Origin of the sequence: Streptomyces lienomycini (genome assembly GCF_027947595.1) — a bacterium.
GTDB classification, from domain to species: Bacteria; Actinomycetota; Actinomycetes; order Streptomycetales; family Streptomycetaceae; genus Streptomyces; species Streptomyces lienomycini.
Genome location: NZ_CP116257.1, coordinates 7,380,566 through 7,399,528 on the forward strand (window position 1 = coordinate 7,380,566; position 18,963 = coordinate 7,399,528).

The 18,963-nt window shown below is 72.3% G+C and carries 17 protein-coding genes; 7 read left to right on the top strand and 10 right to left on the bottom strand.

Features of this window, described 5'->3' with window-relative positions:
- From BJ961_RS33585 to BJ961_RS33595, 3 genes are all read right to left on the bottom strand, one after another.
- Entirely contained in the window at positions 1 to 552 is a 552-nt protein-coding gene (locus BJ961_RS33585; RefSeq protein WP_271416532.1) for a hypothetical protein, read from the bottom strand.
- A gap of 143 nt (positions 553 to 695) precedes the next feature.
- Entirely contained in the window at positions 696 to 1,538 is an 843-nt protein-coding gene (locus BJ961_RS33590) for an ABC transporter permease (protein ID WP_271416533.1), read from the bottom strand.
- A complete protein-coding gene (locus BJ961_RS33595; RefSeq protein ID WP_271416534.1) occupies positions 1,535 to 2,554 on the bottom strand; it encodes an ATP-binding cassette domain-containing protein in 1,020 nt (339 codons plus the stop codon). Before BJ961_RS33595 ends, BJ961_RS33590 begins: the two co-directional genes overlap by 4 nt.
- A 112-nt stretch (positions 2,555 to 2,666) precedes the next feature.
- Here BJ961_RS33595 and BJ961_RS33600 point away from each other — a divergent pair, with 112 nt between their 5' ends.
- On the top strand, positions 2,667 to 3,479 hold the full coding sequence (locus BJ961_RS33600) for a TetR/AcrR family transcriptional regulator (protein ID WP_271416535.1): 813 nt from the start codon (positions 2,667 to 2,669) through the stop codon (positions 3,477 to 3,479).
- Here BJ961_RS33600 and BJ961_RS33605 read toward each other — a convergent pair.
- Complete coding sequence (locus BJ961_RS33605; protein WP_271416536.1) at positions 3,453 to 4,439, bottom strand: WD40 repeat domain-containing protein; 987 nt, start codon at positions 4,437 to 4,439, stop codon at positions 3,453 to 3,455. The genes BJ961_RS33600 and BJ961_RS33605 overlap by 27 nt on opposite strands.
- A 112-nt stretch (positions 4,440 to 4,551) precedes the next feature.
- Between BJ961_RS33605 and BJ961_RS33610 the strand changes: the two genes are divergently transcribed.
- The 3 genes from BJ961_RS33610 to BJ961_RS33620 all read left to right on the top strand — a co-directional run bounded on the left by BJ961_RS33610 (position 4,552) and on the right by BJ961_RS33620 (position 6,948).
- Positions 4,552 to 5,241 carry a GDSL-type esterase/lipase family protein gene (locus tag BJ961_RS33610; protein WP_271416537.1) on the top strand — a complete coding sequence of 230 codons (690 nt, stop codon included), beginning with the start codon at positions 4,552 to 4,554 and terminating at the stop codon, positions 5,239 to 5,241.
- 72 nt (positions 5,242 to 5,313) lie between these two features.
- Positions 5,314 to 5,907 carry a Uma2 family endonuclease gene (locus tag BJ961_RS33615; protein WP_271416538.1) on the top strand — a complete coding sequence of 198 codons (594 nt, stop codon included), beginning with the start codon at positions 5,314 to 5,316 and terminating at the stop codon, positions 5,905 to 5,907.
- Positions 5,908 to 5,955: 48 nt separating this feature from the next.
- Positions 5,956 to 6,948 (top strand): aldo/keto reductase, encoded by a 993-nt coding sequence (locus BJ961_RS33620; protein ID WP_271416539.1) that lies wholly within the window; start codon positions 5,956 to 5,958, stop codon positions 6,946 to 6,948.
- Between the two features lie 155 nt (positions 6,949 to 7,103).
- Here the strand turns inward: BJ961_RS33620 and thpR are convergent, their stop codons facing one another.
- From thpR to BJ961_RS33635, 3 genes are read right to left on the bottom strand one after another with little or no spacing between them, the layout of a single operon-like run.
- Positions 7,104 to 7,676 (bottom strand): RNA 2',3'-cyclic phosphodiesterase, encoded by a 573-nt coding sequence (gene thpR, locus BJ961_RS33625; protein ID WP_271416540.1) that lies wholly within the window; start codon positions 7,674 to 7,676, stop codon positions 7,104 to 7,106.
- Between the two features lie 57 nt (positions 7,677 to 7,733).
- On the bottom strand, positions 7,734 to 9,101 hold the full coding sequence (locus tag BJ961_RS33630) for an MFS transporter (RefSeq protein WP_271416541.1): 1,368 nt from the start codon (positions 9,099 to 9,101) through the stop codon (positions 7,734 to 7,736).
- Between the two features lie 27 nt (positions 9,102 to 9,128).
- Complete coding sequence (locus BJ961_RS33635; protein ID WP_271416542.1) at positions 9,129 to 9,566, bottom strand: MarR family winged helix-turn-helix transcriptional regulator; 438 nt, start codon at positions 9,564 to 9,566, stop codon at positions 9,129 to 9,131.
- A gap of 150 nt (positions 9,567 to 9,716) precedes the next feature.
- Between BJ961_RS33635 and BJ961_RS33640 the strand changes: the two genes are divergently transcribed.
- Entirely contained in the window at positions 9,717 to 9,905 is a 189-nt protein-coding gene (locus BJ961_RS33640; RefSeq protein ID WP_271416543.1) for a ribbon-helix-helix protein, CopG family, read from the top strand.
- Between the two features lie 30 nt (positions 9,906 to 9,935).
- Here the strand turns inward: BJ961_RS33640 and BJ961_RS33645 are convergent, their stop codons facing one another.
- Positions 9,936 to 11,393 (bottom strand): NCS2 family permease, encoded by a 1,458-nt coding sequence (locus tag BJ961_RS33645; protein ID WP_271416544.1) that lies wholly within the window; start codon positions 11,391 to 11,393, stop codon positions 9,936 to 9,938.
- 193 nt (positions 11,394 to 11,586) lie between these two features.
- On the opposite strand from BJ961_RS33645, the gene BJ961_RS33650 reads away from it, so the two are divergent.
- Both BJ961_RS33650 and BJ961_RS33655 read left to right on the top strand, forming a co-directional pair.
- On the top strand, positions 11,587 to 11,853 hold the full coding sequence (locus BJ961_RS33650) for a DUF2530 domain-containing protein (protein ID WP_271416545.1): 267 nt from the start codon (positions 11,587 to 11,589) through the stop codon (positions 11,851 to 11,853).
- A 99-nt stretch (positions 11,854 to 11,952) separates the two neighbouring features.
- Complete coding sequence (locus BJ961_RS33655; protein WP_271416546.1) at positions 11,953 to 14,352, top strand: cation-translocating P-type ATPase; 2,400 nt, start codon at positions 11,953 to 11,955, stop codon at positions 14,350 to 14,352.
- 98 nt (positions 14,353 to 14,450) lie between these two features.
- Here BJ961_RS33655 and BJ961_RS33660 read toward each other — a convergent pair whose 3' ends face one another.
- Both BJ961_RS33660 and BJ961_RS33665 read right to left on the bottom strand, forming a co-directional pair.
- The gene (locus BJ961_RS33660) at positions 14,451 to 17,579 is read right to left on the bottom strand and encodes a sacsin N-terminal ATP-binding-like domain-containing protein (RefSeq protein WP_271416547.1); all 3,129 of its coding nucleotides are present in this window, start codon (positions 17,577 to 17,579) and stop codon (positions 14,451 to 14,453) included.
- A gap of 226 nt (positions 17,580 to 17,805) precedes the next feature.
- Positions 17,806 to 18,732, bottom strand: a complete 927-nt coding sequence (locus BJ961_RS33665) for a DUF3027 domain-containing protein (protein WP_271416548.1) — start codon at positions 18,730 to 18,732, stop codon at positions 17,806 to 17,808.
- Positions 18,733 to 18,963 lie beyond the last annotated feature (231 nt).

The window sequence follows — 18,963 nt, forward strand, 5'->3', positions numbered from 1 at the left end:
TCAGACCGTACGGTCGAGGACGGGCGCGGCGGGGACGGCGGGAGCGGCGGCGGTGGCCACGGCCCGGGCGCCGCTGCGGCTGCGCAGGTAGATCGTGCCCACCCGCGTGACCACCTCGGTGACCGCCATCAGGACGAACGCCGCCACCCAGGCCTGGTCGCTCGTGATGTGGTGGTCGATGCTGAACCGGGCGACGTCGTCGGCGCCGCCGCCGTGCTCGACCCAGACCTGGAAGCCCATGCGGGCGCCCATGCCCAGCACCCACAGGATCGCCGACACCGCGCCCGCCTTGATCACGAGGTGCCCGTCCAGGGGCCGGATCCGGGTGTAGACGCCACCCGCGATGCCGAGCGCGGCACCCACGGCCATCAGGGTCGCGACCAGCACCAGGTCGTTGCCCCCGGTCGGGACGGAGTCCAGGTACGAGTACGCCACGACGGCCACGATCCCCAGCGGGATCAGGAAGGTCCTGTGGTCGAGCCGGCCTTCCCGCAGCTGCCGGAAGACGATGAGAACCAGGGCGATGTCGGTGATCCACTCAGTTGCTGTCATGCCCTCAAGGCTCCTCCGACCAGGGCCGCGACACCTGGACCCATGGGTGGAGCCGGGGGTGGAGATCCACCGCTCCCGCGGTCTCCACCCCGGCCCGACGCCCCCCCCGGCCCGACGCCCCCGGCCCGGCGCCCCGTCCGGCCCTATCGGCTCAGCCGCTGGAACCTCCGTACCGCCAGCGGCAGGAAGATCGCCGTCAGGACCGCCGGCCACACGGCCGCCATCAGCAGCGCGTGCTGCTCGACCCACGAGTCGCCGCCGCCGACCGGTGTGCCGAACAGGTCGCGGGCCGCCGCCGCCGTGGAGGAGATGGGGTTCCAGGCGGCCACCCAGCCCAGCCAGTCGGGCATGAGCTGCGGGGCGACGAAGATACTGGAGATCATCGTCAGCGGGAACGCCACCGCGAACAGGCCGCCCGCCGCCTCCGGGTTGGGGACCAGCAGGCCCAGCCACACCCCGAGCCAGATCAGCGCGAACCGCAGCCACAGCAGCAGCCCGAACGCGGCCAGGAACGCCCAACCGCCCTCCGGACGCCAGCCCATGGCCAGCGCCGTCAGCATCAGGATCGTCAACTCGGCGCAGGCGACGACGAGGTCGGTGACGCCGCGCCCCGCCACCACCGCGGAGGAGGCCATCGGCATGGAGCGGAACCGGTCGATGACGCCCTTGGTGGAGTCGTAGACGACCACGGTCGCGGTGTTGATGAAGCCGAACGCCATGGTCATCACGAACATGCCCGGCATCAGGAAGTCCTTGTAGTCCCCACCGCCCGGCACCGTCATCGCGCTGCCGAAGACGTAGCCGTAGAGGAGGACGGAAAGGATCGGGAAGCCCAGTTGCCAGGCGATGTTGACGGGCTGGCGCTGGTAGTGGGTCAGGCCGCGGCGGACGATGTTGCCGCAGTCGGCGAACAGCCAGTACAGCCGCCCGTGCTCGCGCGGGGCCGTCACCGGACCGGCCGCGCTGTCGACGTCGAGGACGCTCACGCCGCCACCACCTCCTCCTTCTCAGCGGGCTCCGTGGGCTCCGAGGGCTCCGAGGGATCCGCGGCCCGCGCGCTCGTGCGGTGGCCGGTCAGGCGCAGGAACACGTCGTCGAGGCTCGGTCGGCGCAGGCCGATGTCCTCCACGGCGACGCCCTCGTCCTGGAGGGTGCGCGCCACCTCGGTCAGGGCCGGCACCCGGTCGGTGACCGGGGCGTGCACCCGCAGCCCCTCCTCGTCGGTCTCGGGTTCGCCCTCGCAGACCCGGGCGACCGTCTTCACCACGCTCGGCAGCTCGGCCCGGTCCGCGACCACGACCTCGATCCGGTCGCCGCCGACCAGGTTCTTCAGCCCGTCCGGGGTGTCGTCGGCGATGGTCCGGCCCTGGTCGATGACGGTGATGCGGGAGGCGAGCCGGTCGGCCTCCTCCAGGTACTGCGTGGTCAGCAGGACCGTCGTGCCGTCCGCCACCAGCGCGCGGACCGACTCCCAGACCTCGCCGCGGCTGCGCGGGTCCAGGCCCGTCGTCGGCTCGTCCAGGAACAGGACGGACGGCGCGAGGATCATCGACGCGGCCAGGTCGAGGCGCCGCCTCATGCCGCCGCTGTACTTGCCCACGCCCAGGTCGGCGGCGTCGGTCAGGTCGAACCGCTCCAGCAGCTCGACGACCCGCGCGCGGGCCCGCCTGCCGCCCAGGTGGAACAGGCGCCCGAACATCTCCAGGTTCTGCCGGCCGGTGAGCACCTCGTCCACCGCCGCGTACTGGCCGGTCAGGCCGATCCGGGCCCGTACGTCCCGGGCCCGCCGGGCGACGTCCAGACCGGCCACCTCGGCGCGTCCCCCGTCCAGCCGGACCAGCGTGGACAGGATGCGCACGGCGGTGGTCTTCCCCGCGCCGTTCGGCCCGAGCAGGCCGTGCACGGTGCCCTCCCGGACGGCCAGGTCGAAGCCGTCCAGGGCGCGCTTGTCGCCGTACCGCTTCTCCAGGCCCTCGGCCCGCACCGCGTGTTTCTCACTCATGGGTCCAGTCCCCCTTCCCGATGTCCCGACGTCCTGACACCAAACTGAGTACACCGTACCCGATTGCGCGTACACCGTACTCAGTTTTTGGGCGCGGACTTAAACTGACCCCATGGCAAGCGGTACGGAGACCAGTGGCAGCGGCGACATCGGTCGCACCCTCGACCTGTTGTGGGACACCGGCCGACGCCCCAGCCGGGGCCCGAGGCCGGGCCTGACGCTGGAGCGGATCGTCGAGGTCGCCGTCGAGGTCGCCGACCGGGACGGTCTGGGCGCGGTCTCCATGCGCCGGATCGCCACCGAGCTGGGCACCGGCACGATGTCCCTGTACCGCTACGTCCCCGGCAAGGGCGAGCTGATCGACCTGATGCTGGACCGTGTGCAGCGCCCGTCCGAGGACCCCGCCGACCTCGGCGTCCCCGGCGACTGGCGTTCGGCGCTCCAGGCCCTCGGCCACGCCACGCTCGCCCTCTACCGCCGCCACACCTGGCTGCTGGAGGTCAACCAGTCCCGGCCGGTCCTCGGCCCGTCCGCCCTGGACGGCATGGAGAAGGTGCTCGCCCGCATCAAGCCGATGGGTCTGACCGATCCCGAGCTGGTCTCGGCGATCGTCATGATCGACGGGTACGTCGTCGGGGCCGCCCGCACGCAGGTGTACGAGCGGGAGGCCGAGCGCAGGTCGGGGCTGACGGACGCGCAGTTCTGGGCGGCCCAGGAGCCGGTGCTGGTGAAGGCCATGACCAGCGGGCGCTATCCCGTGCTGTCCTCGCTCTCCGAGGACGCCTTCGGCACCGGCTTCGACCACTTCGAGTTCGGGCTCCAGCGCATCCTGGACGGTCTTGACGTGCTGGTGACCGCGCGCCGGGCGGCGGTGGACGAACCGGCCGCCGCGGACGGCTCAGCGGCGCCGGAAGACCCGGCGTAGGCCGAACAGCGCGGCGAGCGCGACGAGCAGACCGACCGCTCCGACCTTGAGCGTGTTGCCGCCCGGCCCGTCGGACCCGCCGGAGTCCCCGCCCGAGGAGTCGGATCCGCCGCCGGAACCACCGCCCTTTCCGGGCACATCCTCGGCCTTCACCGGGCTGTTGGCCCCCTCCATGCCGAGCAGCAGCTTCTTGCCGTCGATCGTGTAGGTGGCGGACTCGCCCTGCCCCAGGGGCACGCTGATCCGCCCCTTGCGCTGGATCTTCCCGCCGTTCCAGTCGTACCAGATGCCCCCGAGGTACCCGCGCACGGCGAGCTGCTCGCCGTCCGGGGAGAAGGCGGCGTCCGTGGCCCACAGGTCGACGGGGACGGTGCGCCTGAAGACGTTGGTGCCGGAGGGCGACAGCTTCGCGGGGCCCTCGTACAGATGCCCGCCGTCCTCGTTCTTGTCGATGATGTAGACCCGCCCGGTCTTCGGGTGGACCACCATCGACTCCGCGTCGCGGGCGCCGTCCGCGTACTTCACGACGTACTGGGTGGCCTCCACCGTCTGATCCTTCAGTGCCTTCGGCTCGGGCAGTTCGTAGATCCACACGTGGGGCCAGGTGCCGCCGAGGTTGTCCCCGATGTCGGCGACGAAGATGCGGTTGTCCGGGCCGATGGCGATCGCCTCGACGTCGCGCGGGGTGCCGACGCCGGAGAGCGCCACCCGGGCGACGGTCTCGCCGGTCGAGCCGTCCACGGCGTAGAGGTACGGCCCGGTGTCCTGGTCGTTGTGCGTCCAGTAGACGCCGGGGTGCAGGCGGGAGGCGGCGAGGCCGCTGGACTCGGTGATCCGCGGGTCCTTGATCGTGAACCCGTCGCTCCCGGCGGGCCCGTCGCCGCCGTCCGCCGCTGCGGCGGGCACGGCGAAGGCGCCCACGAGAAGGGCCGAGGCGAGGAGGGCGAAGGGTCGGCGCATGCGCCAAGCCTGCCATCCCGCGCGGGCGTTCACGTCGCCGGTCACCCCCTCGGTCACCCTGCGTGGTCGGGCTCACATCGCGGCGTCCAGGCCGATCGTCCATGATGAGCGGATGCTCAGGTTCATGTTCGTCGGTGACTCCATGACGATCGGGAGCGCCGGCGAACACACGTGGCGCTACCGGCTGTGGCAGCACCTGCGCGACTCCCACGGCCGCCCCTTCACCTTCGTCGGCCCGCGCGAGACCCTGCACGACCGGGTGACGGACGCCCCCACCTCGTACGCCTACGCCGAACCCGGCTTCCCCCGCGCCCACCTGGCCGGCTGGGGCGAGGGCTGGCACCACATGACCCCGCTGATCGGCGAGACGGTGCGGTCCTGCCGCGCGGACGTGCTCCTGGTCTCCCTGGGCCTGATCGACCTCGGCTTCTACACCAACGCCGAGCAGACCGACGCCAACGTCCGCGTCTTCGTGGCCGACGCGCGCTCGGCGGACCCCCGCGTGCGCGTGGCCGTGATGCCGGTGCTGCACAACATCCGGGCGGACGCCGACGAGACCTTCGCCGAGCAGGTCGCCCACTTCAACGAACTCCTCGCGAAGACCGTCACCGACCTCGACGACCCGCGCTCCCCACTGCTGCTCGTCCCGCCCCCGCCGGCGTACGACTTCCACACGGACACCTACGACGGCACGCATCCCAACGAGAGCGGCGAGCACCGGATCGCGGAGGCGTTCGCGCGGGCGCTGCACGAGGGGTGGGGGCTGGGCGGGCCGTACGCCGCGCGCTCGGCCCTCCCGTGACCAGGTCACCGTGCGTATCGTTGTACCGCGCGGCTGTACTCGTCGTTGGGTCAGCCGGGGAGGAGCGCCACGATGACCGTCCTTGACGACAGGATCGCGATGGCCGAGAGCGACAACACGCGTCGACTCGACGAGATGTTCGAGCGACTCGAGAGGATGCCCGTCCCCGAGGGTTACAAGGTCGAGATCGTCGGGGGGGTTGTCTACATGGCACCGCAGCGGGACATCCACTGGGAAACCATCCTCGAGATCCTTTGGGCTCTGGAAGATCACTTCGGACGGCGGCAGGCGAGAATCTTCTCGGACGTCCGCATCGACTTCCCCGGCCATGAGAACGGGTTCTGTCCGGACGTCGCCAAGATCAAAACCGGGGCGAAGAAGGACGACAACGGCAAGTGGCGCTACGAGGATGTCGAGTTCGTCGCCGAAGTCATTTCCAGAGGCACGGCGCGGAACGACTACGAAGCCAAGAAGGCCGCCTATGCGCTCGCGGAGGTACCGGTCTATCTCATCGCTGACCCCTATGCACGCAGGTGCCGCTTGTTCACCAAGCCCAAGGACGGCAGCTACGTGACCGACACCTCCATCGAGTACGGCGGAGTCGTAGACATGACAAGCACACACCTGGGCCTCACTCTCGGAACAGCCGACTTCCCCCGCGACTGAGCACGCCCGCTTGCCTGGAGCGCACTCCAAGTCGTTGGCTTGGGGACCATGAAGTACACGCAGCTGGGACGCACAGGACTCAAGGTCGGCCGACTCGTCCTCGGGACCATGAACTTCGGTCCGCAGACCGACGAGGCCGACAGCCACGCGATCATGGACGCGGCGCTGGACGCCGGCATCAACCTCTTCGACACCGCCAACGTGTACGGCTGGGGCGAGAACAAGGGCCGCACCGAGGAGATCATCGGCAACTGGTTCGCCCAGGGCGGCGACCGGCGCGACAAGACCATCCTCGCCACCAAGGTGTACGGCAACATGGGCGCCGACGGCGAGGCGTGGCCCAACCACGACAAGCTGTCCGCCGTGAACATCCGGCGCGCGGTCGACGCCAGCCTCAAGCGGCTGCGGACGGACCACATCGACCTGTACCAGTTCCACCACATCGACCGCGCCACCGGGTTCGACGAGATCTGGCAGGCCATCGACACCCTGGTCCAGCAGGGCAAGGTGCTCTACGCCGGTTCCTCGAACTTCCCCGGGTACAAGATCGCGCAGGCCAACGAGACCGCCGCCCGGCGCGGCGGGACCATCGGGCTGGTCAGCGAGCAGTGCCTGTACAACCTGGCCGAGCGCCGCGCCGAGATGGAGGTGATCCCGGCCGCGCGGGAGTACGGCCTCGGCGTCATCCCGTGGTCGCCGCTGCACGGCGGGCTGCTCGGCGGGGTCATCAGGAAGGAGGTCCAGGGCGGACGCCGGGCCTCGGGACGCGCGGCCGACACCCTGGCCGACCCGGCGAAGCGGGCGCAGATCCAGGCGTACGAGGACCTGCTCGACAAGCACGGCCTGGAGCCGGGCGAGGCCGCGCTGGCCTGGCTGCTGACCCGGCCCGGCGTGACCGGCCCCATCGTGGGTCCGCGCACCGCCGAACAGCTCGCGTCGGCGCTGCGGGCCGTGGAGCTGGAGCTGTCCGAGGAGCTGCTGACCGGGCTCGACGAGATCTTCCCGGGCCCCGGCCCCTCTCCGGAGGCCTTCGCCTGGTAGCGGGGTGAGGTGATGCGCGGTGGCGGCGGCCGCGGGGCGGCGGCCGCCGCGCGGCCGGTCAGCCGAGGGCCGCCGCCACCGCCACCACCACGAGCATCAGCACGAGCACACCGGCCATGATCCGGTTACGGGTCTTCGGGTCCACGCCCCCGAGCCTAACCGGAGGCGCCGAGCGGCATGCGGGCGACCGCCTCGTAACGGGGCTGCTCGCCGGGCACCCCCGAGTCCGGCAGGCGGCTGCGGACCAGCGCCAGGTCCGTCACGGTCCAGGTCGGCCCGGTGAAGCCGTCCAGCACCGCGAGGTACGGCCGTACGTCGAGCGGCTGCCTGCCGCGGGCCAGCGTCAGGTGGGGTCGGTAGCGCCGGTGCTCCGCCATGGGGACGCCCGCCCTGCGCCCCGCCGACTCGGCGCGGCCGGCCAGCAGCCGCAGGGTCGCGAGGCCGCCCTCCGCGCCCGCCCACAACGCCCGCCCGCCCCCGAACCGGCCGCCGCCGCGCAGCGCCAGCTCGAAGGGCGCGGTGCGGTGCGCCGCCCGTTCCAGGCGGGCCGACAGGTCGGGGACGAGGGCGCCGTCGACCTCGCCGTAGAAGGCGAGCGTGAGGTGCCAGCCGGGGCGCCCGGTCCAGCGCAGCCCGTCCGCACCGGGCAGCCGGCGCAGGGCGGCCACCTCCTCGGCGAGGGCGGCGGTGACGTCCTCGGGCGGCAGCACGGCGGCGAACAGTCTCATGCCGCCAGCCTCGCAGAGCCCCCCCGTCCCGTCCCTGAACTTCCTGCGTCGGACTCCCTACGCCGCCGGCGCCAGCGCCTCCCGGCGCTCCCTCGGCACGAAGCGGACCTGGGGGTGGCCGCGGTGCCAGCCGACGGACAGGCGCAGGTTGCCGACGCGGGCCAGGACCAGGCCGATGACGAGGGCGGCGGTCGCCGCCACCGCGCCGCCCGCGGCGAAGCCCACCCGGGCGCCGTAGGTGTCGGTGACCCAGCCGACGATCGGGGCGCCGATCGGGGAGCCGCCGAGGAAGACCATCATGTACAGGGCCATCACCCGGCCCCGCATGGCCGGGTCGGTGGACATCTGGATGCTGGTGTTGGCGGTGACGTTGACCGTCATGCTGAAGACGCCGATCGGGACCATCAGCAGCGCGAAGAGCCACAGCCCGGGGGCCGTCGACGCCACGATCTCCAGGGCGCCGAAGCCGAGCGCCGCCGCGATCAGGACGCGCAGCCGGGCCGTGCCGCGCCGGGCGGCGAGCAGGGCGCCGGCCAGCGAGCCGACGGCCATGAGGGTGTTGAAGAGGCTGTACGCCCCGGCGCCCGCGTCGAAGACGTCGTCGGCGAAGGCGGACAGGAAGACCGGGAAGTTGAAGCCGAAGGTGCCGATGAAACCGACCAGCGTGATCGTCCAGATCAGCTCGGGGCGGCCGGCGACGTAGCGCAGCCCCTCCCGGAGCTGGCCCTTGCCGCGCGGGGTGGGCCGGCCGGCGTGCAGTTCGCGGGCGCGCATCAGCAGCAGGCAGCTGAGCGGAGCGACGAAGGACAGGCCGTTGGCGAGGAACGCCCAGCCGGTGCCCACCCCCGTGATCATCAGACCGGCGACGGCGGGGCCGACCAGGCGGGCGGACTGGAAGTTGGCCGAGTTCATGCTGACCGCGTTCTGCAACTGGTCGCGGCCGACCAGCTCGGAGACGAAGGTCTGGCGGGCCGGGTTGTCCATGACCGTGGCCAGGCCCATCGCGAAGGCGGCGACGTAGACGTGCCAGACCTGCACCTGGCCGCTCAGGGTGAGGACGGCGAGAGCGAGGGCGGTCAGGGCCATCGCGGACTGGGTGACCAGCAGCGTGGGCCGCTTGGGCAGGCGGTCGACGAGGACGCCGCCGTAGAGGCCGAAGAGCAGCATCGGCAGGAACTGCAGGGCGGTGGTGATGCCGACGGCGGCCGAGGAACCGGTGAGGCTGAGCACCAGCCAGTCCTGGGCGATGCGCTGCATCCAGGTGCCGACGTTGGAGACGACCTGGCCCAGGAAGAACAGGCGGTAGTTCCTGACCTTCAGGGAGGCGAACATCGACGTCTTGCGGGGGGCTTCGGGAGTGCGGGCGGTCGGATCGTCGTGGCCGTCAGGTGCGGGGGCGGAAGCTGCTCCGGATCCCGTACTCAAAAGGGTTCGCCTCCTCGCGAAAACTGCTTACCGGTGTGCGAGCTTCTCCAGCACGGGGGCGGCGGCGCGCAGTTTCGCCCACTCGTCCTCGTCGAGTCCCTCGACCAGCGTGGCCAGGAACGCGTTCCGTTTGCGGCGGCTCTCCTCGAGCATCACCACGGCCTGCTCGGTCTGCGTCACGACCTTCTGGCGCCGGTCCTCGGGATGCGGCTTCAGCCGGACCAGGCCCTTGGCCTCCAGCAGCGCCACGATGCGGGTCATCGACGGCGGCTGGACGTGTTCCTTGCGGGCCAGCTCGCCCGGGGTCGCGCTGCCGCAGTTGGAGAGGGTGCCGAGCACCGACATCTCGGTGGGGCTCAGCGACTCGTCGACCCGCTGGTGCTTGAGCCGACGGGACAACCGCATCACGGCGGAGCGCAGGGAGTTCACGGCGGCGGCGTCGTCGCCATGCTTGAGGTCCGGCATGTTCCTTAGCGTAACTCATTAGTCTCGCGAAATACCACCGCTCCACCGCCCGCTTGCCCGTGACGCCCGCCACTGAAACCCACAGTTCACCCGTACGAGTGAGTCGTTTCCGGAAATCGGCGCACCACCCGGCGGGCCGGGGCGACCCTCGTGTCCATGGGGACCAGCGTGCTCAGCCTGCGGATGGACGGGGAGCTGCTCGACCGGCTCCGGGACCATGCGGCCAAAAGAGGAATGAGCGTCCAGGACTATGTCGTCCGGACGCTCATTCGCGATGACTTCGACGAGCGGTTCCAGTCCGCCGTGGAGGAGACGGAACGGTTCTACGGGGTGCCGTGAGCCGGGAGGCTCAGTGCGGACCCCCGGGGATCACGTGAGTCCCAGCGCCGGCATCAGGTAGTAGAAGGCGAAGACCACCGACACCGCGTGCATCGCCGCGGGGACCTCCCGGCCCCGCCCGGCCGCCAGGCGCAGCACCGAGAAGGTGATGAAGCCCATGCCGATGCCGTTGGTGATCGAGTAGGTGAACGGCATCATCAGCATCGTCACGAAGGCCGGGATGGCGATCGTGAAGTCGGACCAGTCGATCTCCCTGATCGAACCGGCCAGGATGAGGAAGCCGACCGCGATCAGCGCCGGGGTGGCCGCCTGGGACGGGACCATCGTGGCGACCGGCGTGAGGAACAGCGCCACCGCGAACAGCGCGCCGGTGACGACGTTGGCGAAGCCGGTGCGGGCGCCCTCGCCGACGCCGGCCGTGGACTCCACGAAGCAGGTCGTGGCCGAGGCGGAGCTGGCACCGCCCGCGGCGACCGCGATGCCGTCGACGAAGAGGACCTTGTTGATGCCCGGCATCTGGCCCTCGCCGTCGGTCAGCTTCGCCTCGTCGCCGACCCCCATGATCGTGCCCATCGCGTCGAAGAAGCACGACAGCAGCACGGTGAAGACGAACAGCACACCGGTCAGCACACCGACCTTGTCGAACCCGCCGAACAGGCTGACCTCGCCGATCAGCCCGAAGTCGGGCGTGGCGACCGGGTTGCCGGGCCACTCGGGGGTGGTCAGGCCCCAGGACGGGATGTCGGTGACCGCGTTGACGATCATCGCGACGCCCGTCATCACGACGATGGAGATCAGGATGGCGCCCGGGGTCTTGCGGACGATCAGCGCGAGGGTCAGCAGCACACCGAGGACGAAGATCAGCACCGGCCAGCCGTGCAGGTGGCCGCCCGTGCCCAGCTGGAGCGGGACGGTGGTCTGCGCGGCGTCCGGCATCCGGGTGACGAACCCGGAGTCGACCAGGCCGACGATCATGACGAACAGGCCGATACCGATGGAGATGGCCTTGCGCAGGCCGTAGGGCACCGCGTTCATCACGCGCTCCCGCAGACCGGTGGCGACCAGCAGCATGACGATGAAACCGGCCAGCACCACCATGCCCATGGCGTCCGGCCAGGACATCCGGGGGGCCAGCTGGAGGGCGACGACGGAGTTCACGCCGAGTCCGGCGGCGAGCGCGATCGGGACGTTGCCGATGACGCCCATCAGCAGGGTGGTGAACGCCGCCGTCAGGGCGGTCGCGGTGACCAGCTGACCGTTGTCGAGCTGGTGGCCGTACATGTCCTTCGCGCTGCCCAGGATGATCGGGTTCAGCACGATGATGTAGGCCATCGCGAAGAAGGTGGCGAAGCCGCCGCGGACCTCACGGGGCAAGGTGCTGCCGCGCTCGGAGATCTTGAAGTAGCGGTCGAGACCGTTCTGCGGGGGCCGCCGGTCCTCCGGCGACTCGGGGGACGGTGGGACCTTGGCGGAGGCCGAGGTGGGCATGCGTGGACCTCATCACCAACAGGTTCCCCCACGGCCTTGTCGGTGTTCCTGTTGGAGTTTTCTACGAATGAAAGCAGTCAGAGACAAACGGGTTCAGTATGAACGTATGAGCCCGCTGATCGCTATCTCCGCGCGTAGACCCCGGCGGGGCCGCGCCGTCCACCCGTGCGCGGGCTCCTCGTAAGCTGTACGCATGACGAAGTGGACACCCACGCACGAGGCGCCGGAGCCCCTGGAGGGCCCCGTGGTTCCGACCATCGTCGGCGGCACCATCCTCTGGTTCGTCCTCTTCCTGGTGCAGCTGCCCTTCTACGGCTGGTTCGACGACCACGGCCACACCTGGTGGGTGTGGACCTGCCTGGCCGGCGCCGGCCTCGGACTGATCGGCATCTGGTACGTCCGGGGACGCGACGCGGCCATCAAGCGGGACGCCGCCGCCCAGGGCGCGGGCCCGGAGTAGTACCAGGGCAGCACGCGCCGCCGGTACCTCTCGTACCCAGGTCGGATCTTCGCCGCACTCGGTGGGTGAAGCCGTAAAACCGCACGTACCGTCGACTGCATGACGCATCTCGACGCGGGCAGACTCGACCCCGCGCACCCCGTTGACGCCTCCTCGCCCGCGGCCGGACTGACCTCGGCCGGGGTCGCCGAACGGATCGCGCGCGGTCAGGTCAACGACGTGCCGGTGCGCAGCAGCCGCTCGCTGGCCGACATCGTCCGCGCCAACGTCTTCACCCGGTTCAACGCGATCATCGGCGTGCTCTGGGTGATCATGCTGTTCGTCGCGCCGATCCAGGACAGCCTGTTCGGATTCGTGATCCTCGCCAACACCGGCATCGGGATCATCCAGGAGTGGCGGGCGAAGAAGACCCTCGACTCGCTGGCCGTGATCGGCGAGGCCCGCCCGACGGTCCGCCGGGACGGGAAGGCCGCCGAGATCGGTACGTCCGAGATCGTGCTGGACGACGTCATCGAGATCGGCCCGGGCGACAAGGCCGCCGTCGACGGGGTGTGCGTCGAGGCCGACGGCCTGGAGATCGACGAGTCGCTGCTGACCGGCGAGGCCGACCCGGTCGTCAAACAGCCCGGCGACCAGGTCATGTCCGGCAGTTTCGTGGTCGCGGGCGGCGGCGCCTTCCGGGCCACCAAGGTGGGGCGCGAGGCGTACGCCGCGCAGCTCGCCGAGGAGGCCTCCCGCTTCACGCTGGTCCAGTCCGAGCTGCGCTCCGGCATCTCCACGATCCTCAAGTACGTCACGTGGATGATGGTCCCGACCGCGATCGGCCTGATCCTCAGCCAGCTGCTCGCCAAGGACAACGCGCTGGACGACTCGGTCGCGCGCACCGTCGGCGGCATCGTGCCCATGGTCCCCGAGGGCCTGGTCCTGCTCACCTCCGTGGCGTTCGCGATCGGCGTCGTCCGGCTCGGCCGCAAGCAGTGCCTGGTCCAGGAACTGCCCGCCATCGAGGGCCTGGCCCGCGTCGACACCGTCTGCCTGGACAAGACCGGCACCCTCACCGAGGGCGGCATGGACGTCACCGGCCTGCGCGTCCTCGACGGCGCCGACGAGGCGTACGTCCGTACCGTGCTCGGCGCCCTCGGCGGGTCCGACCCGCGCCCCAACGCCTCCCTCCAGGCGATCATCGACACCTACCCGGCCGACGGACCCGCCGGGGCGTGGCGGTGCACGGGCTCGCTGCCCTTCTCCTCCGCCCGCAAGTACAGCGGCGCCGCGTTCGACGAGGGCGACGGCGCCTCGCGCACCTGGCTGCTGGGCGCCCCGGACGTGCTGCTCGCCGAGGACGACCCGGCGCTCGCCGAGACCGTGCGGCTCAACGAGCAGGGCCTGCGGGTGCTGCTGCTGGCCCGCGCCGGCCAAGCCCTGGACGACCCCCGGGTCGCCGAGGGCGTCACGCCCACCGCCCTGGTCGTCCTGGAGCAGCGGCTGCGCCCGGACGCCGCCGACACCCTGCGCTACTTCGCCGACCAGGACGTACGCGCCAAGGTCATCTCCGGCGACAACGCGGTGTCGGTCGGCGCGGTGGCCGCGAAGCTCGGACTGTCCGGCGCCACCGTCGACGCGCGCGGGCTGCCCGCCGAGCGGGAGGAGATGGCGGACGCCCTGGACCGGGGCACGGTGTTCGGGCGGGTCACCCCGCAGCAGAAGCGGGACATGGTGGGCGCCCTGCAGTCGAGCGGGCACACGGTCGCCATGACCGGCGACGGCGTCAACGACGTCCTCGCGCTCAAGGACGCCGACATCGGCGTGGCGATGGGCTCCGGCTCGGAGGCGACCCGGGCGGTCGCGCAGATCGTGCTGCTCAACAACAGCTTCGCCACGCTGCCCTCGGTGGTGGCCGAGGGCCGCCGGGTCATCGGCAACATCACGCGCGTGGCGACCCTCTTCCTGGTGAAGACCGTCTACTCGGTGCTGCTGGCGATCCTGGTGGTCTGCTCACAGGTCGAGTACCCGTTCCTGCCCCGCCACCTCACCCTGCTGTCCACGCTCACCATCGGCGTCCCCGCCTTCTTCCTGGCCCTCGCCCCGAACAAGGAACGGGCCAGGCCCCACTTCGTACGGCGCGTGATGCGGTACGCGATCCCGGGCGGGGTGGTGGCCGGCGCGGCGACCTTCGCGACCTACCTGGTCGCCCGGCAGCACTACTCCGGTCCGGACGCGCTGAGCGCGGAGACCAGCGCGGCGACGCTGACACTGTTCCTGATCTCGATGTGGGTGCTGGCGATCATCGCCCGGCCCTACACCTGGTGGCGGGTGCTGCTGGTCGCGGCGATGGGGCTGGGCTTCGTGATCGTGCTGGCGGTGCCGTGGCTGCAGGACTTCTTCGCGCTGAAGCTGGTGGGCGTGACCATGCCGTGGACTGCCGTCGGCATTGCGGTTGTCGGGGCCGGCGTTCTGGAGTTCACCTGGAGGTGGGTGGATCGGCGCCTTCCCGTGTGACGGTTCTTTGTTGGCTGCGGCGCCGTCGTGGCTGGTCGCGCAGTTCCCCGCGCCTCTGAAAAGGGGCGCGCTGTACTCCCGTCGCTTACCAGGAACTGTCAGTCGAACCAGCGGTCCCTCGCCAGCTCCCGCGTCCGCGACTCGTCCTCCAGCAGCGCCGCCACCTCGAACCGCCGCGGCCACTGCCCCGCCGCCCAGGCGAGGCCCGCGGCCACCCCTTCCAGCGTGGCGGCGTGCAGCGCCCCGTCGTCGGCGAGACGCCAGTCGATCTCCACGCCGTCGACGACCAGTTCCTCGTGCTCCACGTACGACGCCGGGGTCCGCGCCCCGAGCAGCCCCCGCACCGGCTCCGGTACGTCGTGCTCGGCGCCCTCGGAGTCGACGCGGCCGGTGACGGACTCGCTCAGCCGCCGCACCTGGAACAGCTCGGCCAGCTCGGCGGCCCGGGCCGGGCGGACCGGCAGCAGCGGCACACCGGAGGTGAAGGGCAGCAGGTCGGGCGAGTCGACCACCACGGCGTCGGCGGCGTCCACCACCGCCACCCGGCCGTCGACCACGGCGCGTACCTCGTCCGGCAGGGTCACCTGCTCCGGGTCCAGTTCGGCCAGCGCCCCGTACAGGGCGTGCAGTTGCGCGGCCGTGACCGGGCGGTCCGGGTCGGCGAGGCGGTCCAGGAGCTCGGCCGCGCCGCCGGGCTCGTCGAGGAGCGCGGCGACCGACGTACGCACGCCCAGCGCCCGCAGTACCTGCTCGTCTTCGAAGCCGGTCGCGTCGGCCTCGTCGTACAGGCCCCGCAGCAACGGGTCGCCGCCCGCCGCGCGCAGACCGGCCGGGCGGCGCCCGCCGAGCACCGGGTGATCCCGCAGCCACCACGCGGTGTAGGGCCGTACGACCTCGTGGGTGCCGTCGGGCAGCAGGACGCGCACGGGCTGGACGAGCGCGTCGCGCAGCGGCGGCCGGGACAGCAGGGCGAGGGCCTCGGGCCAGCGGTCGTCGTCGACGAGGTCGAGGTCGCGCACGGCGACGATCTCGGTGGCGACCGGCGGAACGGGACTGTCCGGGAAGCGGTCCAGGACGTCCTCGCTCCACACGTCCACGGCATCGAGGAGTCCCGCGTCGTCGGGCTCGGCGAAGTCGCCCTCGCGGGGCTCCAGTTCGTCGGGGTCCAGGACGACGTCGGTGGCGCGGACGAGGGCGAAGGTGACGAGGACACCGCAGGCGGCCAGCGGTTCGGCGCCCCACCTCTCGGCGAGTTCCGCGTCCACGGCGGCGAGTTCGTCCTCGCGCATGACCTGGGCGAACGGGCTGCCCGGGAGGACCAGTTCACCCGCCGGGGAGAGTTCGCCGTCCTCGTCCGGCAGGGCGAGGGCGCCCAGCCAGGGTTCGTCCCCGGGCTCGAGTCCGGCGTCGCGGACCAGGCCGAGGACGGTGTCGGCCAGTTCCTCGGCATCGAGGGCGTCCTCCTCCCAGTTCGCGGCGCCCTCGTCGTCCAGGGAGGCGGCGACGGCGGCCCTGACCTGCGGGGTGGTGAGCACGGCGCGCGGGGTGGCCGGGAGGGCACCGAGCTTCTCGAGGAGCGGGTGCGCGGCGTCCGGGTGGGCGACCTTCAGGCCGAGCCGGGTGAGGACCTCCGGGTCGAGCGAGGCGGCCTCCGGGGAGGGCAGCAGCACCTGCCGGGGGCCGATGGTCGTACGGCGGTCGGCGAGCGGCACCGGCAGCCCGGACAGCCGGTCGGGGTCGACCCCGGCGAGGCTGTCGTACAGGCGCCGCCACCAGCCGGGGGCCTTCTCCAGCCCCGCCAGCCGGTCGATCGCGTCCGTCAGCGGCACCCGGGCCACGCCCAGCGTGCGCAGCTCGGCACGGCGCTCCAGGCCGGCGGGCAGCAGCGTCGGCAGCACCTCGGCCAGCACCCGCACCGTGTCGGCGCCCGCGCCCTCCACCACCTCGGCGTCGCGCGGCCGCAGCGACTCCGGAAGGTCGTCCTCCGCGTCCCGGCCCCCGGAGGGGAGGGCGGGCGGCAGGAAGGAGGTGCGCGGCAGCCGGTCGAGGATCGCCTGCCGCAGCGCGCCGTCCAGTTCGCCCCGGCCCAGCGCGCCGGGCACCAGGTCGATGAGGCCGGTGGAGACGGGCCGCCAGTCGGCGAGGAGCCCGGCGTAGGCGTCGGCGGCCCGTTCCGTCAGGAAGTCGGTGAGCGGCCCCGGCGCGGTGTGCCGGCGGGTGGCGTCCAGCGGGAAGGAAGCGATGAGCAGCGCGGGCACGCCGAGCGGTTCGTCGCTGGGGGTGGGCGCGTGGACCACGGGGCTGGTGCGGGGGCGTTCGGGGGCGCCGTCGGCGTCGACGGGCACCGCCCAGGTCACGGACCAGTGCGGGCGCAGCCGCTCCTCGACCGGCCGGTCGGCCAGGAGGCCGGGGGTGAGCGGGCCGTGCGCGGCGGCGGTGCGCCACCGGGTGACGCCTTCCCGGGAGTCCTCCACGACGGTCAGCGAGTCCTCGACGCGACGGGAGAGGGTGCGCGCCTCGTCCCCGGCCTCGATCACCACCTCCGCCAGGCCCGGCAGGGCGAGGAGCAGGGCGTCGTCCACGGCGTGCAGGAGCCGCTCGGCGAGGTCGGCGGCGGCCGTGTCGCGCAGCGGCAGGATGACGGCCGTGTCGTACGGCGCGGGGGCGCTGCCCTCGGCGGGCAACGGCAGCCGCAGCAGCGGTACGTGCCCGTCGCGGCGCCGGATCTCGTCCCCGAGGCCGGGGCTGTGCCGGGCGGTGTCGGCGGCCAGGTCGCGGGCCTCGGCCAGGGACCAGCGCACCCCGCCGTGCCGTCCGACCACGGCGGGCTCGTCGGTGACGGCCAGGACGGCGGCGAAGCCCACGCCGAACCGGCCGACCGAGCCGTCCCCCGCGTCCCGCTTGGCGGAGGCGCGCAGCGTGGACAGCGACTCGACGCCGGTCGCGTCCAGCGGGGCGCCGGTGTTGGCGGCGACGAGGACGCCGTCGCGCAGGGTCAGCCGGAGCCGGCCGGGCACGCCGGCCCGTGCGGCGGCGTCGGCGGCGTTCTGCGCCAGCTCGACGACCAGCCGGTCGCGGTAGCCGCCGAGGACGAGGTCCTCCTCCGCGTTGGCGTCCTCACGGAACCGGGCCGGGCTCGTCGCCCACGCGTCCAGCACCCCGCGCCGCAGCCGTGCCGTACCGAACGGATCGGCACCCTCGGCGGCAGGCCGTACGAACATGCTCACGGTGACTCTCCTCATCGACGGACCACGAAGGTACCGCCCCCAGGAACGCCGACCGGCACCCGCCGCCCCTCCCCGACGCCCCGACCGGCGCTTGAGGACGAGGCCGGCATCAATCAGCCCGTCCGGCGTTTGAGGGCGAGGCCGTCAAGGCCGACGGGGGTCTGGGGGCGCAGCCCCCAGGGACCGACCCCAGCCACACGCACCCGCGCCGAAGATCGCACCGGCCCTACGAATGCCCCAGCTCCGCCGACGCCTGGTCCTCACTCACCGCCACCGACCCGGAATCCGCGGCCGGCCGCAACGGAAACGGATCCACCCGCGTCTCGTCGATCACCGGCGGAGCCACCCGCGGCGGCTTCGGCATCACCGCCGCCTCGGAGTGCCCCCCGCACCCGTAGGCCAGCGACACCACGTGCCCGTCGGCCGGGGAGAACTCGTTGGCGCACACCCCGAAGGCCTGCCCGAGCGAGCCGCCGATCCGGGCGAGGAAGCCGCAGCTGACGCAGGAGGCCGGGGCCGCCTGGGCCATCGCGGTCTTCGGGCCGTAGCCGTCCTCCCAGCGGTCCGCGGCGACGTGCAGCCCGTACCGGGACAGCACCCGCGTGCGGCGCAGCCCCAGCTCCTCGGCGACCGCCGAGATCGTGCCGCGGGCCGGGACGGTGGACAGCTCGGCGGGCGGCCCGGCCGTGACCTCGGCGTCCTCGGCCTCGACCAGGTCGGCCATCTCGTGGGAGACGGCGGAGTTGGGCGGCGGCTCGTCCTCACCGGTCCAGCCGGGCTCGAGCCGCAGATCCTCCGCGTCGGTGGGCAGCAGATCGCCGGGGCCCATGTCGCCGGGGCGCAGCCGCTCGCTCCACGGCACCCACTCGGGGGCCAGCAGCGCGTCGGGGCCGGGCAGCAGCACCGCCTCGTCCACCGTGACGAGCTTGGCCCGGGAGGCGCGGGCCACCGTGACGGCCCAGCGCCAGCCCCGGTAGCCCATCTCCTTGCAGGCGAAGTAGTGCGTGACGACCCGGTCGCCCTCCGACACCATGCCCTCGTGCTCGCCGACGACGCCGGGTGCGGCGGCCTCCTCGGCTGCGGCGCGGGCGAGGTCGAGGGCCTCGGCGCACAGGCGGTCAGGGGTGCGGCTTCGCGTTGTCGCTGCGCTCACAGGTATCGCTTCTCTCCATACGCCGTCTCTCGAGTGCGCCGCTGTGTGCGAGGGGCGGACGGAGCGGACCTGTGGACCGCGTCGACGTCCGCGCCCGATCGCGCTCGGGCGCACCTACGTCATCCATTCTGCGGGATGGCCGTACGGCGCGCGGCCGAGAACGTTCGCCACGGCGCGCTAGGCACGCTACCTGCTCAGGTGCGCTGGGCCTACACCGACGGGAGTTTCGGC

Bases quoted from the DNA above. Each gene is read 5' to 3' on its own strand.
- BJ961_RS33585 (WP_271416532.1), bottom strand. From the start codon at position 552: ATGACAGCAACTGAGTGGATCACCGACATCGCCCTGGTTCTCATCGTC.
- BJ961_RS33595 (WP_271416534.1), bottom strand. From the start codon at position 2,554: ATGAGTGAGAAACACGCGGTGCGGGCCGAGGGCCTGGAGAAGCGGTAC.
- BJ961_RS33600 (WP_271416535.1), top strand. From the start codon at position 2,667: ATGGCAAGCGGTACGGAGACCAGTGGCAGCGGCGACATCGGTCGCACC.
- BJ961_RS33605 (WP_271416536.1), bottom strand. From the start codon at position 4,439: ATGCGCCGACCCTTCGCCCTCCTCGCCTCGGCCCTTCTCGTGGGCGCC.
- BJ961_RS33610 (WP_271416537.1), top strand. From the start codon at position 4,552: ATGCTCAGGTTCATGTTCGTCGGTGACTCCATGACGATCGGGAGCGCC.
- BJ961_RS33615 (WP_271416538.1), top strand. From the start codon at position 5,314: ATGACCGTCCTTGACGACAGGATCGCGATGGCCGAGAGCGACAACACG.
- BJ961_RS33620 (WP_271416539.1), top strand. From the start codon at position 5,956: ATGAAGTACACGCAGCTGGGACGCACAGGACTCAAGGTCGGCCGACTC.
- thpR (WP_271416540.1), bottom strand. From the start codon at position 7,676: ATGAGACTGTTCGCCGCCGTGCTGCCGCCCGAGGACGTCACCGCCGCC.
- BJ961_RS33635 (WP_271416542.1), bottom strand. From the start codon at position 9,566: ATGCCGGACCTCAAGCATGGCGACGACGCCGCCGCCGTGAACTCCCTG.
- BJ961_RS33645 (WP_271416544.1), bottom strand. From the start codon at position 11,393: ATGCCCACCTCGGCCTCCGCCAAGGTCCCACCGTCCCCCGAGTCGCCG.
- BJ961_RS33650 (WP_271416545.1), top strand. From the start codon at position 11,587: ATGACGAAGTGGACACCCACGCACGAGGCGCCGGAGCCCCTGGAGGGC.
- BJ961_RS33655 (WP_271416546.1), top strand. From the start codon at position 11,953: ATGACGCATCTCGACGCGGGCAGACTCGACCCCGCGCACCCCGTTGAC.